Source organism: Enterobacter sp. ECC-019, from assembly GCF_043974075.1.
GTDB lineage: Bacteria > Pseudomonadota > Gammaproteobacteria > Enterobacterales > Enterobacteriaceae > Enterobacter > Enterobacter asburiae_D.
Map to the genome: position 1 here is coordinate 2,183,016 of NZ_CP143759.1, position 15,589 is coordinate 2,198,604.

The 15,589-nt window shown below is 56.1% G+C and carries 13 protein-coding genes and 1 CRISPR repeat array; of the genes, 7 read left to right on the plus strand and 6 right to left on the minus strand.

Translation table 11 applies throughout. From position 1 onward, the window contains the following. The first annotated feature begins 98 nt into the window (after positions 1-98). On the plus strand, positions 99-533 hold the full coding sequence (locus tag V1566_RS10240; RefSeq protein ID WP_090417559.1) for a DoxX family protein: 435 nt from the start codon (positions 99-101) through the stop codon (positions 531-533). Between the two features lie 86 nt (positions 534-619). On the opposite strand, the gene hcr is transcribed toward V1566_RS10240, so the two are convergent. The 4 genes from hcr to aqpZ all read right to left on the minus strand — a co-directional run bounded on the left by hcr (position 620) and on the right by aqpZ (position 5,116). Beyond that, entirely contained in the window at positions 620-1,588 is a 969-nt protein-coding gene (gene hcr, locus V1566_RS10245) for an NADH oxidoreductase (protein ID WP_395305783.1), read from the minus strand. Positions 1,589-1,598: 10 nt separating this feature from the next. Continuing rightward, on the minus strand, positions 1,599-3,251 hold the full coding sequence (gene hcp, locus V1566_RS10250; protein ID WP_395305784.1) for a hydroxylamine reductase: 1,653 nt from the start codon (positions 3,249-3,251) through the stop codon (positions 1,599-1,601). A gap of 144 nt (positions 3,252-3,395) precedes the next feature. Then, positions 3,396-4,295, minus strand: coding sequence for a lysine exporter LysO family protein (locus V1566_RS10255; RefSeq protein WP_395305785.1), 900 nt, complete (start codon positions 4,293-4,295; stop codon positions 3,396-3,398). Between the two features lie 125 nt (positions 4,296-4,420). Beyond that, positions 4,421-5,116: an aquaporin Z gene (gene aqpZ / locus V1566_RS10260; protein WP_014883193.1), complete on the minus strand. Its 696-nt coding sequence runs from the start codon at positions 5,114-5,116 to the stop codon at positions 4,421-4,423. A gap of 290 nt (positions 5,117-5,406) precedes the next feature. Here aqpZ and V1566_RS10265 point away from each other — a divergent pair, with 290 nt between their 5' ends. After that, entirely contained in the window at positions 5,407-7,065 is a 1,659-nt protein-coding gene (locus V1566_RS10265) for an ATP-dependent endonuclease (protein WP_395305786.1), read from the plus strand. Here the strand turns inward: V1566_RS10265 and V1566_RS10270 are convergent. Continuing rightward, the gene (locus V1566_RS10270) at positions 7,062-8,018 is read right to left on the minus strand and encodes a VirK/YbjX family protein (protein WP_395305787.1); all 957 of its coding nucleotides are present in this window, start codon (positions 8,016-8,018) and stop codon (positions 7,062-7,064) included. The two genes, V1566_RS10265 and V1566_RS10270, sit on opposite strands and share 4 nt — an antisense overlap. A gap of 159 nt (positions 8,019-8,177) precedes the next feature. Between V1566_RS10270 and macA the strand changes: the two genes are divergently transcribed. Further along, complete coding sequence (gene macA, locus V1566_RS10275; protein WP_059445587.1) at positions 8,178-9,293, plus strand: macrolide transporter subunit MacA; 1,116 nt, start codon at positions 8,178-8,180, stop codon at positions 9,291-9,293. Beyond that, complete coding sequence (macB, locus tag V1566_RS10280) at positions 9,290-11,230, plus strand: macrolide ABC transporter ATP-binding protein/permease MacB (protein ID WP_029739484.1); 1,941 nt, start codon at positions 9,290-9,292, stop codon at positions 11,228-11,230. Before macA ends, macB begins: the two co-directional genes overlap by 4 nt. 70 nt (positions 11,231-11,300) lie before the next feature. On the opposite strand, the gene cspD is transcribed toward macB, so the two are convergent. Continuing rightward, a complete protein-coding gene (gene cspD / locus V1566_RS10285; RefSeq protein WP_063144440.1) occupies positions 11,301-11,522 on the minus strand; it encodes a cold shock-like protein CspD in 222 nt (73 codons plus the stop codon). Positions 11,523-11,789: 267 nt separating this feature from the next. Here cspD and clpS point away from each other — a divergent pair, with 267 nt between their 5' ends. The 3 genes from clpS to V1566_RS10300 all read left to right on the plus strand — a co-directional run bounded on the left by clpS (position 11,790) and on the right by V1566_RS10300 (position 15,107). After that, the gene (gene clpS / locus V1566_RS10290) at positions 11,790-12,110 is read left to right on the plus strand and encodes an ATP-dependent Clp protease adapter ClpS (protein ID WP_006174393.1); all 321 of its coding nucleotides are present in this window, start codon (positions 11,790-11,792) and stop codon (positions 12,108-12,110) included. A 27-nt stretch (positions 12,111-12,137) separates the two neighbouring features. After that, entirely contained in the window at positions 12,138-14,417 is a 2,280-nt protein-coding gene (gene clpA, locus V1566_RS10295; protein ID WP_395305788.1) for an ATP-dependent Clp protease ATP-binding subunit ClpA, read from the plus strand. A 249-nt stretch (positions 14,418-14,666) separates the two neighbouring features. Then, entirely contained in the window at positions 14,667-15,107 is a 441-nt protein-coding gene (locus V1566_RS10300) for a hypothetical protein (protein WP_395305789.1), read from the plus strand. A gap of 177 nt (positions 15,108-15,284) precedes the next feature. Then, positions 15,285-15,435: direct repeats of the CRISPR family, unit length 28 nt; unit sequence GTTCACTGCCGTACAGGCAGCTTAGAAA. The last annotated feature ends 154 nt before the right edge of the window (positions 15,436-15,589 follow it).

The window sequence follows — 15,589 nt, forward strand, 5'->3', positions numbered from 1 at the left end:
GTATTGCCCGTTATCTCCCCCTAATTAAAAGGTGCTTTTCACGCGCAATTATTCGGCATAATCTGGCAATACCTCGGTGAAAACAGGAATCATTTCAAATGGTTAAATCATTGTTAATTGCTGTTAATGAAAAGCTATCGTGCGACGATCTTGGCAAACTCTTGTTACGACTTGCCGTCGGCGGGCTGATGCTCTTTCACGGTTTGCACAAGCTTTTTGGCGGCGTGGGCTTTATCAGCGGCATGCTGGTGGAAAAAGGGCTGCCGGGATTTATCGCCTACGGCGTGTTGGTTGGCGAAGTGGTGGCGCCGATCCTGATTATTGTCGGGCTCTTTACGCGCCCGGCCGCGCTGGTGCTGGCGTTTACGATGATTGTGGCGTGGCTGATGGTGGGAATGGGAGAAACGCTCGCTCTCGATAAGGTAGGCGCATGGGCGATTGAAAGCCTGGTGTACTTCTTTATCGGCTCGCTGGCTGTCGCGTTTTTAGGGGCAGGGCGGTTTGCGGTAGGGAAAGGTCCGGCGTGGCGGTAGGGTTGTTGTAGGTCGGGTAAACGCAGTGCCACCCGACAAAAAGCCCGGTGGCGCTGACGCTTACCGGGCCTACGAACGTTTATTGTTTATGCGAGGACCAAATCCCCCTGCGGGTGGCATGAGCACGCCAGCACGTAACCCTCGGCAATTTCCGCGTCGGACAGCGTCATGGTGCTGGTGACGGTATACTCCCCGGAAACCACCTTCGTCTTACAGCAGCCGCACACGCCCGCGCGGCAGGCAGCCACTACCGGCACCTTATTGCTTTCCAGCGCCTCCAGCAGCGTGGTCCCTACGCGGCCAAAGAAGGTCTGCGCAGGCTGCAGTTTGGTGAACTTAACGCCGCCGCTTGCCGCTTCCGCCACCGGCGTGAAGAACTGCTCTTTGAAGAAGCGGGTCACGCCAAGCGCTTTCACCTCTTTTTCCACGATATCCATGTACGGTGCCGGGCCGCAGGTCATCACGGTGCGGTTCGCCATATCCGGCACGCTTTGCAGCAGCTCGCGGCTCAGGCGACCGGGCACAAAGCCGTGGGTCGCGTTGTGCTCCGCCACCAGCGTTACCGGATAATTACGCCACTCCCCGGCAAAAATCACATCTTCCGGGGAACGGACGCTGAAGATCACCTGCACGTCAGCCTGCGGGCGGTTCTTCGCCAGCCAGCGGCGCATCGACATAATCGGCGTTACGCCACAGCCCGCCGCCAGCAGCAGGAATTTATCGTCTGCCTTGTCGTCACAGGTGAAATCACCCTGCGCGTCAGACAGCCAGATATAATCCCCGCGCTTCACGTCCCGCGTCAGCCACTGCGAGCCTGCGCCGTCGTCAATGCGGCGGACGGTGAGCGTAATGTACTCGCTCACGCCCGGTGTGGAGGAGATCGTGTAGGCGCGCAGGGTGTCCGCCGAATGGCGGACGCTGACCAGCGCATACTGACCTGCACGGTACGGATAGTAGTCATGGCAAAGCAGTGACAGCGTCCACACATCCGGCGTCTCCTGATGGATGTGATGAACCTGCATCCGCCACGGACATTGTGAGGTTGGCATGGTCATGAATAACTCCTTACGCGCTCAGCAACTGCTTCATATCATCTTCAACGTTGGTCACGGAACGCAGACCGAATTTCTCGTTCAGCACCGCCAGCAGATCCGGCGTCAGGAAGCCGGGCGCGGTCGGGCCGGTCACGATGTTGGTCACGCCTAATGAGAGCAGGGTCAGCAGGATGACAATCGCTTTCTGCTCAAACCATGACAGCACCAGCGACAGCGGCAGGTCGTTCACACCGCAGCCCAGTTTTTCTGCCAGCGTGACAGCCAGAATGATGGCCGAGTAAGCATCGTTACACTGGCCCGCATCGATCAGGCGCGGCAGACCTTCGATGTCGCCGAAGTCCAGCTTGTTGAAACGGTATTTGCCGCACGCCAGGGTCAGGATCAGGCAGTCTTCCGGCACGCTGGTGGCGAAATCGGTAAAGTAGTTACGTTCGCCGCGCGCGCCGTCGCAGCCGCCGACGAGAAAGATGTGGCGAAGCTTTTCACGGCTGACGAGATCGATCAGCGAATCAGCGGCGCCGAGCAGGGTTTCACGACCAAAGCCGACGGTAATGAGGTGCGGGATCTCGCTGTACGGGAAGCCTGCCATCTGCTGCGCCTGGGCGATAACTGGCCCGAAATCGTCACCTTCAAGATGGCTCACGCCCGGCCAGCCGACGATGCTACGGGTCCAGATGCGGTCGTCATACGCGCCCACGGTAGGGTCGATGATGCAGTTAGAGGTCATCACGATAGGGCCAGGGAAGCGGGCGAACTCCACCTGCTGGTTCTGCCAGCCGCTGCCGTAGTTACCGATCAGATGTTTAAATTTACGCAGCTCCGGGTAGCCGTGCGCTGGCAGCATTTCGCCGTGGGTATAAATGTTAACGCCGGTGCCTTCGGTCTGCTTCAGCAGGTTGTAGAGATCTTTCAGGTCGTGACCGGAAATCAGGATGCACTTGCCTTCGGTCGCCTTGACGTTGACCTGCGTCGGCGTCGGGTGGCCGTAGGTGCTGGTTTCACCGGCATCCAGGATGCTCATCACGCGGAAGTTCATCTGGCCGATTTCCATTGAGCACTCAAGCAGGGCATTCATATCGGCAGGCCAGGTGCCCAGCCACGCCATGATTTTGTGGTACTGGGCGTAGATGTCGTTATCGTACTGACCGAGAACGTGCGCGTGTTCCATATAGGCCGCAGCGCCCTTCAGGCCGTACAGGCACAGCAGGCGCAGGCCGAGAATGTTCTCGCCAATCGCCGCTTTGTCTTTATTGGGGGTGAATTCTGCCGCCTGACGCTGCAGGTCGCCGAGATCGTCGCTGACCAGCTGCAGTTCGGACATCGGGTTTTCCACGCGGGCGCTGGCATCGGCCTTCAGACACTGCGCTTTCAGCGCTTCACGCAGGGCAATTGCTTCGCGGGCATAGCCGACAATGCGCGGAGAGTCGAAGTTAACGTTGGTCAGCGTGGAGAAAAATGCGCGAGGGGCGAAGTTGTCTACATAGTGGTCGACAATGCCGTATTCGCGGGCTTTAAAGGCCCATGCGGAAAGGCCTTGCAGGGCGGCAATCAGAAGGTCCTGCAGGTCAGATGTTTCTGCGGTTTTGCCGCACATACCCTGTGCGTAAGAGCAGCCATTGCCTGCCGGGGTACGGATGGTTTGTTCACATTGCACACAAAACATAATCACACCTGTTAAAGTTATATTTAATATACATGTTTAAGATTATGCCTGTGCCAGAACGGTGAAAAGGGCTTTCTGCTACAAAATAAAGGGAGATTGATTTAGCGCAATTTTGGCGGCAGGAAACCTACCGCCAAAGAAGTATCAGGCAGAGAAGAAGGCCATCATGACCGGAACCAGCAGACTTAAAATAAAGCCGTGAACGATAGCCGCGGGTACCATCTCCAGCCCTCCGGAGCGCTGGAGTACCGGCAGGGTAAAGTCCATCGACGTTGCGCCGCACAGGCCCAGCGCAGTAGAACGACTGCGGCGAACCAGACTTGGGATCAGCATGATGGCAATCAGCTCGCGCGCCAGATCGTTAAAGAAGGCGGCGCTGCCGATCACCGGGCCGAATGATTCGGTCAGCAGAATACCGGAGAGGGAGTACCAGCCAAAACCTGACGCCATCGCCAGGCCGGTTTTCAGCGGCAGATCGAGAATAAAGGCATTAATGACGCCCGCCACCATTGAGCTGGCGACAACAATTACGGCAACTATCATCCCCCGACGGTTGAGGACAATTTGTTTCAGGGTCATGCCATTATTTCGCAGCTGGATGCCAATCAGGAACAGCAGGAAGATCAGCGTATATTCACTGGCCTCTGTCGCGTGCTGTAAAAATGCCCAACCTGTCAGCCCAAGAAGAAAACCGAGCACCACGACGCCGCATAATTTTAATGATTCAAGCGCCATTGCAATTCGTGAAGGGAGTTTTTCCTGATGGTGGTGATTTTTCCAGGGAATAGTGCGCTCCAGCCACAGCAGCGCGGCAATATTGCAAAGCAAAATAACCACCACGGTGACCGCAGAATAATGAAGGATGGAAAGCAGATTAGTGGCCAGATTATCCAGGAAGGCCAGGCTTATCCCCATAAAGAAAAGAATGACGTAAACAATCCAGCTGAGAAAACGGTTGATAAGCCGTAATGCGGATTCCTGATGCAGTGGGATAAGGTAGCCCGCAATCAGGGGCAGCAGAATAATGAGGAGTCCTGAAAACATGAACAGCCGGTCCTTTTGAGTATCTGTTGAGCGCCAGAGACACTACCCAATAAAGGCTGTTCAGTAAAGCGGCAAAAGAAAGCCGGGTGGCGCTAACGCCACCCGACATTACAGGCCGCACTTAATTAATCGCGTTTTTCCAGCAGGGTGCGGTACAGCACGCCGCCCAGGATACCGCCGATAATTGGCATCACCCAGAACAGCCACAGTTGCTCAAGCGCCCAGCCGCCCTGGAAGATGGCGACGGCGGTGCTGCGCGCCGGGTTAACGGAGGTGTTGGTAACCGGAATCGAAATCAGGTGGATAAGCGTCAGCGCCAGACCAATGGCAATCGGGGCAAAACCGGCAGGCGCGTGTTTGTCCGTTGCGCCGTGGATCACCAGCAGGAAGCCCGCGGTCAGTACGATTTCAATCACGATGGCAGACAGCATGGAGTAGCCGCCCGGAGAATGCTCGCCGAAGCCGTTAGAGGCAAAGCCGCTAGCCGCCGCGTCGAACCCGGCTTTACCGCTGGCAATGACGTACAGAACGCCCGCCGCAATAATACCGCCAACCACCTGCGCCACAATGTAGCCAATCACGTCTTTAGCCGGGAAACGCCCGCCCGCCCATAAACCTAATGTCACTGCCGGGTTAAAATGACCGCCGGAAATATGACCCACGGCAAACGCCATGGTTAATACGGTTAAACCAAACGCCAGCGCGACGCCGACAAAACCAATGCCTAATTCCGGGAATGCTGCTGCCAGAACGGCGCTACCGCAGCCACCAAATACCAGCCAGAATGTACCAAAGCATTCTGCCGCTAATTTTCTAAACATAACCACCTCAAATAATTATCCGCACGCTTTCCCGCGCGCGGGATATATCGTCATAAAGGGATGACGACTCAAAGAGTCTCTATTCTAAAAAATAACAACACCCCTTCGCCACTTAAATAAATTCTGTTGGTTTGATTTTAGGCAATACGATGTCAATCCTTGTTCAAATCAGCGGTAAATAGAGCATAGACCAATTCTCGCAAGGGTGAATGTTGTGCTGTCGTGACAGAACGCCTCCCGCTATACTGCTGATAACTTGAAGGAAAAAGTGATCATTTGTCGGGGGATTTATGCTTCTCGAACGTGTGGAAATTGTCGGGTTTCGCGGTATTAACCGCCTGTCGCTGCAACTGGAGCAGAACAACGTCCTGATCGGCGAGAACGCGTGGGGTAAGTCCAGCCTGCTGGATGCGCTGACGCTACTGCTTTCGCCCGAAGACGATCTGTATCACTTCGTCCGCGACGATTTCTGGTTTCCGCCCGGTGACGTGACGGGGCGCGAGAAGCACCTGCATATCATCCTGACGTTCCGCGAATCCGAGCCCGGACGTCATCGCGTGCGTCGCTTCCGCCCGCTGTCACCCTGCTGGGTGCCGTGCGATGATGGTTTCCACCGGATTTTCTATCGGCTGGAAGGGGAGATGGCTGAGAACGAGGGGGTACTCACCCTGCGTGATTTTCTCGATGAGAAAGCCAACCCGATCCCGCTGGACAATATCGACGATCTGGCCCGTCACCTGATCCGCCTGACGCCGGTGTTACGCCTGCGCGATGCCCGTTTTATGCGGCGTATTCGTAACGGTACCGTACCGAATATGCCGGAAGTAGAAGTCACCGCCCGCGAGCTGGATTTTCTGGCAAGAGAGCTGGTGTCGCGTCCGCAGAATCTGACCGATGGTCAAATCCGTCAGGGGTTATCCGCAATGGTGCAACTCCTGGAGCACTATTTTTCCGAGCAGGGCACGTCGGAGTCCCGCCATCGTCTGATGCGTCGCCGCTCTCATGATGAGCAGCGAAGCTGGCGTTACCTCGACATCATTAACCGGATGATCGACCGGCCCGGCGGCCGTACCCATAGGGTGATTTTGCTGGGGCTGTTTTCAACGCTTTTGCAGGCTAAAGGCACCGTTCGTCTTGACCGGGACGCCCGGCCGCTGCTGCTGGTGGAAGACCCGGAAACGCGCCTGCATCCCATCATGCTCTCCGTGGCATGGCATCTGCTGAATCTGCTGCCGCTCCAGCGCATTACGACCACCAATTCCGGGGAGTTATTATCGCTGACGCCGGTAGAGCACGTCTGTCGCCTGGTGCGTGAATCCTCCCGCGTCTCCGCTTTCCGGCTTGGGCCGGGCGGTTTGAACGCGGAAGACGGGCGGCGCATCGCGTTTCATATTCGCTTTAACCGCGCGTCGTCGCTCTTTGCCCGCTGCTGGCTGCTGGTGGAGGGGGAAACGGAAACCTGGGTCATCAACGAGCTGGCGCGCCAGTGCGGCCATCATTTTGATGCGGAAGGCATTAAGGTGATTGAATTCGCCCAGTCGGGATTAAAGCCGCTGATAAAATTTGCCCGCCGGATGGGGATCGAGTGGCACGTGCTGGTAGACGGTGATGAGGCGGGCAAAAAATATGCTTCGACCGTGCGGGGCCTGCTGAATAACGAGCGAGAGGAAGAGCGCGACCATTTAACCATGCTCCCGGCGATGGACATGGAACACTTTATGTATCGCCAGGGGTTCGACGACGTTTTCCACCGTATTGCCATGGTGCCGGTCGATGTCCCGATGAACATGCGGCGCGTGATCGCCAAAGCCATTCATCGTTCTTCAAAACCGGATTTAGCGATTGAAGTGGCGACGGAAGCGGGGAGACGGGGCGTGGAGGCGGTACCGACCCTGCTGCGGAAGATGTTCTCCCGCGTGCTGTGGCTGGCGCGCGGGAAAGCGGATTAACGTTGAGTCGCCTGTGTCACCTGCTGGATCAGGCTATCCAGCAGCGCGTAGCGGCGGCGATATTCGGCGCGTTTTTTGCTGGCGATCTCTTCCATCGGTTTACGCGGCATGACGAGCGGCAGCATAAAGTTACCGTTATCCTGCTTTACACCGCCGATGGAGAGCCAGAAGCTGTCGTAATCGGCCAACAGTTTGCCCTCTTTTTTCTTGCGGTAGCGCCAGCTGCGATAAATATGGGTATCGTTACTGACGGCGACAATCTGCTCTACCGGTAACGCGGCGCCGAGCGTCATTGCGGCCTCAACCAGCAGACGTTTCGGGAACAGACCGTGGCAGGCTTTCGTCGCCCCCTGGATCAGCTCATGGGGAACATGCGCTTTTGCGCCCTGCAAACCGCCAATGAACAGCGTCGATTTTCCCTCAAACTGGCATAGCGTAAAGGTCATCTCCGCCAGCGCCGTATTTTGACTGTCACAGAAAACGAGGGTAGCTTCTCCCTCTTTATCCATAAACGCGTCGGCACACAGACGGACGGTAAATTGCTGTTCATCTTTTCCGGTTAAGGTCAGCAGAGTCACGCCCTGCTTTGAAAGGTAACCATGAGCCAGCGTCGCCGGCAGCTGACGACACATCATCTGATAGTGCCAGGACAGCGATTCCAGCGCACGCTGTCGATCCATATTGACCGTTAACCATGGACGATGAAGGCGGCAGGGCAGCCCCGGCTGAACCTGGAGCATTTGCATCAGGTGCGGATGTTTTGCAAGCTCAGACAGCAGACGCGCGGTGCTGAGCGGTGTCGCCAGTGAACGCAGCATGAACTTACGACGGTAGGCGGTTTTTTCCCATGCCAGCCCGGGTGCGATTTCACCGAAAGCCAGGTTTTTGAAGAGCTGCCAGCCGGATTTTGGCTGCGGCAGGTTTGAAAGTGATGTATCGACGATTGAAGACATGGTAGATCCTGATCCTTTTGGAATATCGCTATTTCAGCAGGGGAAATGTCAATATCTCGTAAACAAATTAGGACGATTTCGGAGAACAGGGCTTTCGTTGAAGAGTCGTTTAGTTAGAATCAACACTTATCATTGCCAGAACATTTATTTGGAATATTTATGAACCTCAAGGGAAAACGCAGAACGCTGTTTCTGCTGCTGGCGGTCGTGGTTTTAGCCGGTGGGTACTGGCTATGGCAGGTGCTGAATGCGCCGGTGCCACAGTATCAGACGCTGATTGTTCGCCCTGGCGAACTGCAGCAAAACGTCCTCGCGACGGGCAAGCTTGACGCGCTGCGCAAGGTTGACGTCGGCGCTCAGGTCAGCGGCCAGCTGAAAACGCTGTCGGTTGAGATTGGCGACAAGGTGAAAAAAGGCCAGCTGCTCGGCGTTATCGATCCTGAGCAGGCTGAGAACCAGATCCGCGAGGTTGAAGCCACGCTGATGGAGCTGCGCGCGCAGCGTGCGCAGGCGCTGGCAGAACGTAACCTGGCCCAGGTTACGCTGACCCGTCAGCAGGCGCTGGCCAAAACCCAGGCTATTTCGAAACAAGATCTAGATACTGCCACCACTGAACTGGCGGTGAAACAGGCGCAGATTGGCACGATTGACGCGCAAATCAAACGCAATCAGGCCTCGCTGGATACGGCGAAAACCAACCTCGACTACACCAAAATCGTCGCGCCGATGGCGGGCGAAGTGACCCAGATCACCACGCTGCAGGGCCAGACGGTGATTGCCGCGCAGCAGGCGCCAAATATTCTGACGCTGGCGGACATGAGCACCATGCTGGTCAAAGCCCAGGTCTCAGAGGCGGATGTGATCCATCTTAAGCCGGGGCAGAACGCCTGGTTTACGGTGCTTGGCGACCCGCAGACGCGCTACGAAGGCGTGCTGAAAGACATTCTGCCGACGCCGGAAAAAGTGAACGACGCTATCTTCTACTATGCGCGCTTTGAGGTGCCAAACCCGCAGGGCGTGCTGCGTCTCGATATGACCGCGCAGGTGCATATTCAGCTGACCGGCGTGAAGAACGTGCTGACCATTCCGCTCTCTGCGCTCGGCGAATCCGCCGGGGATAGCCGTTATAAAGTGAAAGTGCTGCGCAACGGCGAAACGCGCGAGCGCGAGGTCGTGATCGGCGCGCGCAACGACACCGACGTGGTGGTGGTGAAAGGGCTGGAAGAGGGCGAGGAGGTTGTTGTCAGCGAAAGCCTGCCCGGAGCCGCCAAATGACGGCGCTGCTTGAGCTGAATAACATTCGTCGCAGCTATCCATCCGGCGACGGCCCGGTGGAGGTGCTGAAGGGCATCTCCCTGCGCGTGGAAGCTGGCGAGATGGTGGCCATTGTCGGCGCATCGGGTTCCGGTAAATCGACGCTGATGAACATTCTCGGCTGCCTGGATAAACCGACCAGCGGTACCTATCGCGTGGCCGGGACGGATGTCTCCACGCTGGACGGCGACGCGCTGGCGAAGCTGCGCCGGGAACACTTCGGCTTTATCTTCCAGCGCTACCATCTGCTTTCTCACCTGAATGCGGCGCAGAACGTGGAAGTGCCCGCGGTGTATGCGGGCGTCGAGCGTAAAAAGCGCCTTGAGCGCGCGCAGATGCTGCTGACGCGTCTGGGGCTGGCAGAGCGGGTGGAGTACCAGCCCTCGCAGCTGTCCGGCGGCCAGCAGCAGCGCGTAAGTATTGCCCGCGCCCTGATGAACGGCGGGCAGGTGATCCTTGCGGATGAACCGACCGGCGCGCTCGACAGCCATTCCGGCGAAGAGGTAATGGCTATCCTGCATCAGCTTCGCGATCAGGGGCACACGGTGATTATCGTTACCCACGATCCGCAGGTGGCGGCGCAGGCGGAACGCATCATTGAGATCCACGACGGCGAGCTGGTTAGCAATCCGCCGCCGCGTGAGTCCAGGGCTGCGGCGCCGAAAGAAGTGCTACCGGCATCAACCGGCTGGGGACAGTTCTCCAGCGGCTTTCGTGAAGCGCTGACCATGGCCTGGCTGGCAATGGCGGCCAATAAAATGCGTACCCTGTTGACGATGCTCGGCATCATTATCGGTATTGCCTCGGTGGTGTCGATCGTGGTGGTGGGCGACGCGGCCAAGCAGCTGGTGCTGGCGGATATCCGCGCCATCGGCACCAATACCATTGACGTTTATCCCGGCAAAGACTTTGGCGACGACGAGCCGCAGTATCAGCAGGCGCTAAAATACGACGACCTGGCGGCGATTCAGAAGCAGCCGTGGGTGAACTCCGCCACGCCTGCGGTTTCGCAGAACCTGCGTCTGCGCGTGGGCAACGTTGACGTGGCCGCCAGCGCTAACGGCGTGAGCGGAGACTATTTCAACGTCTACGGCATGACCTTCAGCGAAGGCGCCACCTTCAATGCCGAGCAGCTGGCGGGCAGGGCGCAGGTGGTGGTGCTGGACGCGAACTCGCGCAGGCAGCTCTTCCCCAATAAAGCCAATGTGGTAGGCGAAGTGATCCTGGTCGGCAACATGCCTGCGACGGTCATCGGCGTGGCGGAAGAGAAGCAGTCGATGTTTGGCAGCAGCAAGATCCTGCGCGTCTGGCTGCCCTACACCACCATCTCAGGGCGGATTATGGGGCAGTCCTGGCTCAACTCCATCACGGTTCGCGTGAAGGAGGGCTACGACAGCGCGCTCGCCGAACAGCAGCTTGAGCGGCTGTTAACCCTGCGCCACGGTAAGAAAGATTTCTTCACCTGGAATATGGACGGCCTCTTGAAAACGGCGGAAAAGACCACACGTACTCTTCAGCTGTTCCTCACGCTGGTGGCGGTGATCTCGCTGGTTGTCGGCGGCATCGGGGTGATGAATATTATGCTGGTGTCGGTAACCGAGCGCACCCGGGAGATCGGTATCCGCATGGCGGTCGGGGCAAGGGCCAGCGACGTGCTGCAGCAGTTTTTGATTGAAGCGGTACTGGTGTGTCTGGTCGGTGGGGCGATGGGCATTGCTCTCTCGATGATGATCGCGTTTGCGCTCCAGCTCTTTTTACCCGGCTGGGAGATTGGCTTCTCGCCGGTTGCCATTATTACCGCATTTTTGTGTTCGACCTTTACCGGCATTTTGTTTGGCTGGTTGCCCGCCCGCAACGCGGCGCGGCTGGATCCGGTGGACGCGCTGGCTCGGGAATAACCCAAAAATAAAAATGCCAGCCGATCGGGCTGGCATTTTGACTGCGGGATGTACACAATAAAACAGAGAGCTATGCAACCGTCTCTGCTTCAAGGGGTACGATTAGGCTTGCATGATTGCCTTTTGGTCCCTGATGTACATCGAACCGGACGGATTGCCCGGCTTTGAGCGTTCTGTAACCATCCATCTGAATGGTGGAATAGTGAGCGAAGATATCCTCGCCGCCGCCTTCGGGGCAGATGAAGCCAAACCCTTTGGCGTTGTTGAACCACTTAACAGTACCCATTTCCATGCTTCGACATCCTTCGTAAATCTTATAAGTTAAGATGGAATGAACCGGTGGTGGAGTGGGGGCTGTTCAAAACCTCGCCATCTCACGCTTGTACAATTTAGAGAAACGAAAGAAGTCGTCAAGCGTTTGGCGCTGGAGATGGGACAATAATCAACCAAAGTTTGAAGCAGTTAACGCTATTGCAATAGTTTGTGACAGACATCGCGGATGACAGTAATAGATGATTGTTATCTAACATCTGAGGTAGATTCAAAGTGGTTATGCATAATGGGTAAGACCAACGATTGGCTGGATTTTGACCAGCTGGCGGAAGATAAAGTGCGCGACGCGCTAAAACCGCCATCTATGTATAAAGTTATGTTAATGAACGATGATTACACGCCGATGGAATTTGTTATTGACGTGCTACAAAAGTTCTTTTCTTATGATGTAGAACGTGCAACGCAACTGATGCTTACCGTTCATTATCGTGGCAAAGCTATCTGCGGCATCTTCACAGCCGAAGTGGCGGAAACCAAAGTGGCGATGGTGAACGACTATGCGAGGGAGAACGAGCATCCGTTGCTGTGTACGCTGGAAAAGGCCTGATAAGGCATAAAATTGGGGGAGGTGCCTATGCTCAATCAAGAACTGGAACTCAGTTTAAACATGGCTTTCGCCAGAGCGCGTGAGCACCGACATGAGTTTATGACCGTCGAGCATTTACTGCTCGCACTGCTTAGCAACCCATCTGCCCGCGAAGCGCTGGAAGCCTGCTCCGTGGATCTGGTGGCGCTACGTCAGGAACTCGAAGCCTTCATCGAACAAACCACACCGGTGCTGCCTGCCAGTGAAGAAGAGCGCGACACGCAGCCGACGCTCAGCTTCCAGCGCGTGCTGCAGCGCGCGGTTTTCCACGTCCAGTCTTCCGGACGTAGCGAAGTGACTGGCGCAAACGTCTTAGTCGCCATCTTCAGTGAGCAGGAGTCACAGGCTGCCTACCTGCTGCGCAAACACGAAGTCAGCCGCCTCGATGTGGTTAACTTTATTTCTCACGGAACGCGCAAAGACGAGCCTAACCAGGCATCGGATTCCAGCAATCAGGTCAATAACAATGAAGAGCAAGCAGGCGGGGAGGATCGTATGGAAAACTTCACCACCAACCTTAACCAGCTTGCTCGCGTTGGCGGTATCGACCCGCTGATTGGTCGCGATAAAGAGCTGGAGCGCGCGATCCAGGTGCTGTGCCGTCGCCGCAAGAATAACCCGCTGCTGGTGGGTGAGTCAGGCGTGGGTAAAACCGCGATTGCCGAAGGTCTTGCCTGGCGTATTGTGCAGGGCGACGTGCCGGAAGTGATTGCCGACTGCACCATCTACTCGCTGGATATCGGCTCGCTGCTGGCGGGCACCAAATACCGCGGTGATTTTGAAAAACGCTTCAAGGCGCTGTTAAAACAGCTGGAGCAGGACACCAACAGCATCCTGTTTATCGATGAGATCCACACCATCATCGGCGCAGGTGCGGCCTCCGGTGGCCAGGTGGATGCCGCGAACCTGATCAAACCGCTGCTCTCCAGCGGCAAGATCCGCGTGATTGGCTCCACGACCTACCAGGAGTTCAGCAACATCTTTGAGAAAGACCGTGCGCTGGCGCGCCGCTTCCAGAAAATCGACGTGACCGAGCCGTCCGTCGAGGAGACGGTGCAGATCATCAACGGCCTGAAGCCGAAGTACGAAGCGCACCACGACGTGCGTTACACCGCGAAAGCGGTCCGTGCGGCGGTGGAGCTGGCGGTGAAATACATCAACGACCGTCATCTGCCGGATAAGGCGATTGACGTGATTGATGAGGCAGGGGCGCGTGCGCGTCTGATGCCTGCCAGCAAGCGTAAGAAAACCGTTAACGTGGCGGATATTGAGTCCGTGGTAGCCCGCATCGCGCGTATCCCTGAGAAGAGCGTTTCTCAGAGCGACCGCGACACGCTGCGCACCCTCGGCAATCGCCTGAAAATGCTGGTCTTTGGTCAGGATAAAGCCATTGAGGCCTTAACCGAAGCGATCAAGATGGCCCGCGCCGGGCTGGGGCATGACCACAAGCCTGTCGGTTCCTTCCTGTTCGCTGGCCCGACCGGCGTAGGGAAAACCGAGGTGACGGTTCAGCTCTCCAAAGCGCTGGGCATTGAGTTGCTGCGCTTTGATATGTCCGAGTATATGGAGCGTCACACCGTCAGCCGTTTGATTGGTGCGCCTCCGGGCTATGTGGGCTTTGACCAGGGCGGCCTGCTCACCGACGCGGTGATCAAGCATCCGCACGCGGTCCTGCTGCTCGATGAAATCGAGAAAGCGCACCCGGACGTGTTCAACATCCTGCTGCAGGTGATGGACAACGGGACGCTGACCGACAACAACGGGCGCAAGGCGGACTTCCGCAACGTGGTGATGGTGATGACCACCAACGCCGGTGTGCGTGAAACCGAGCGTAAATCCATCGGCCTGATCCACCAGGATAACAGCACCGATGCGATGGAGGAGATCAAGAAGATCTTCACGCCGGAGTTCCGTAACCGTCTGGACAACATTATCTGGTTCGATCACCTTTCTACCGACGTGATCCATCAGGTAGTGGACAAGTTCATCGTCGAGCTGCAGGTTCAGCTGGATCAGAAAGGCGTGTCGCTGGAAGTGAGCCAGGAGGCCCGCAACTGGCTGGCCGAGAAAGGCTACGACCGTGCGATGGGGGCCCGTCCGATGGCGCGCGTGATTCAGGACAACCTGAAGAAACCGCTGGCGAACGAGCTGCTGTTTGGCTCGCTGGTGGACGGCGGCCAGGTGACCGTGGCGCTGGACCAGGCGAAGAACGAACTGACGTACGATTTCCAGAGTGCGGCGAAGCACAAGCCGGAAGCGGCTCACTGAGTTGTAAAGTAAAAAAAACGGCAACTTCGGTTGCCGTTTTTTTTTGTTTTCTCCTTCTCCCTGTGGAGAGGGCCGGGGTGAGGGCAACAGACCGCAGAGGAATTTTGCGAGGCGCTTTCCAGTTTCTTTCGAAGTCAGTTGCTGGATAAATCCACAGTAATAAAATGGCGGCGTACCTGCAAAATCAGGTGCCGGGATTGGCGTCCTGAAAGTGTGCACAAACAATCTTACGTGCATAAAGGATCACATATGACTGATATTAATAATTTCGCCCAACTTTACAGCGAACTCTCCCTCAACCCCGATCTCCCAATCCTGGCTGAGCGCTGCAAACTGCTCACCGAGATTCTGCTGGATTGCAAATCACTCCCGCAAACGCAGCCCGTTTGCCGTTGTCTCGGAGCTTACCTGGAAGAGGTGAAATCCGGCCTCACAGAATCCATGCGTGATTTTCAGATAGTGGAATTTGAGGAAGAAGCGGCACAGCCGCGACAAAAAGAGTGGTTGCTGGAAGATACAGAAACGAAATGCGACTATTGCCGGGCGTTAAACCATGTGCTGCTGGTATCGCATTTTGACCGCGATATGTTGCCACACCTCGCGGGGCTACTCCATGACATTACGCATTCGATGGTCGCAGATGTCGTTGCGCCACAAAGTGCGGAAACGGCAATTCACATTATTTCCTGAGTGCAATCCGAGGCGTCGGGGGAGTTCCTCTGACGCCATAGGTTTATACCCTTTTTTCTGATGTTTACGTAACGTATTGATTTAAATGATTCGAATTTACGTTCCAGAAAAAAGGGTTTTATGCGTAAAAGTTGATTATTTTGTTTGCTAACAATAAGATGGCGTTTTTTTCTTTCAGTTCACTGCCGTACAGGCAGCTTAGAAAGAAAGGCAGCATAACAGAATTCAGAGAAACCCGTTCACTGCCGTACAGGCAGCTTAGAAACCCGGAAAAAGCCCCCACTGACGTCAACCCAGGTTCACTGCCGTACAGGCAGCTTAGAAAAAACCGTCGGCAATCGTAATCGACCCTTAAACGATCGTATTAGAAAATACCCATTTTTTTATGCTGATCTGAATGTCACTTCTTCATTGTGCTGACACCGTATCGGTACTTGGCATTTTTAACCTAGAAATAAAAAATCGTTTCGCTATTCTTATCC

Coding starts and splice junctions, on each gene's coding strand:
- V1566_RS10255 (WP_395305785.1), bottom strand. CDS start 4,295: ATGTTTTCAGGACTCCTCATTATTCTGCTGCCCCTGATTGCGGGCTAC.
- macB (WP_029739484.1), top strand. CDS start 9,290: ATGACGGCGCTGCTTGAGCTGAATAACATTCGTCGCAGCTATCCATCC.
- cspD (WP_063144440.1), bottom strand. CDS start 11,522: ATGGAAATGGGTACTGTTAAGTGGTTCAACAACGCCAAAGGGTTTGGC.
- V1566_RS10240 (WP_090417559.1), top strand. CDS start 99: ATGGTTAAATCATTGTTAATTGCTGTTAATGAAAAGCTATCGTGCGAC.
- V1566_RS10300 (WP_395305789.1), top strand. CDS start 14,667: ATGACTGATATTAATAATTTCGCCCAACTTTACAGCGAACTCTCCCTC.
- clpS (WP_006174393.1), top strand. CDS start 11,790: ATGGGTAAGACCAACGATTGGCTGGATTTTGACCAGCTGGCGGAAGAT.
- aqpZ (WP_014883193.1), bottom strand. CDS start 5,116: ATGTTTAGAAAATTAGCGGCAGAATGCTTTGGTACATTCTGGCTGGTA.
- clpA (WP_395305788.1), top strand. CDS start 12,138: ATGCTCAATCAAGAACTGGAACTCAGTTTAAACATGGCTTTCGCCAGA.
- hcp (WP_395305784.1), bottom strand. CDS start 3,251: ATGTTTTGTGTGCAATGTGAACAAACCATCCGTACCCCGGCAGGCAAT.
- V1566_RS10265 (WP_395305786.1), top strand. CDS start 5,407: ATGCTTCTCGAACGTGTGGAAATTGTCGGGTTTCGCGGTATTAACCGC.
- V1566_RS10270 (WP_395305787.1), bottom strand. CDS start 8,018: ATGTCTTCAATCGTCGATACATCACTTTCAAACCTGCCGCAGCCAAAA.
- hcr (WP_395305783.1), bottom strand. CDS start 1,588: ATGACCATGCCAACCTCACAATGTCCGTGGCGGATGCAGGTTCATCAC.
- macA (WP_059445587.1), top strand. CDS start 8,178: ATGAACCTCAAGGGAAAACGCAGAACGCTGTTTCTGCTGCTGGCGGTC.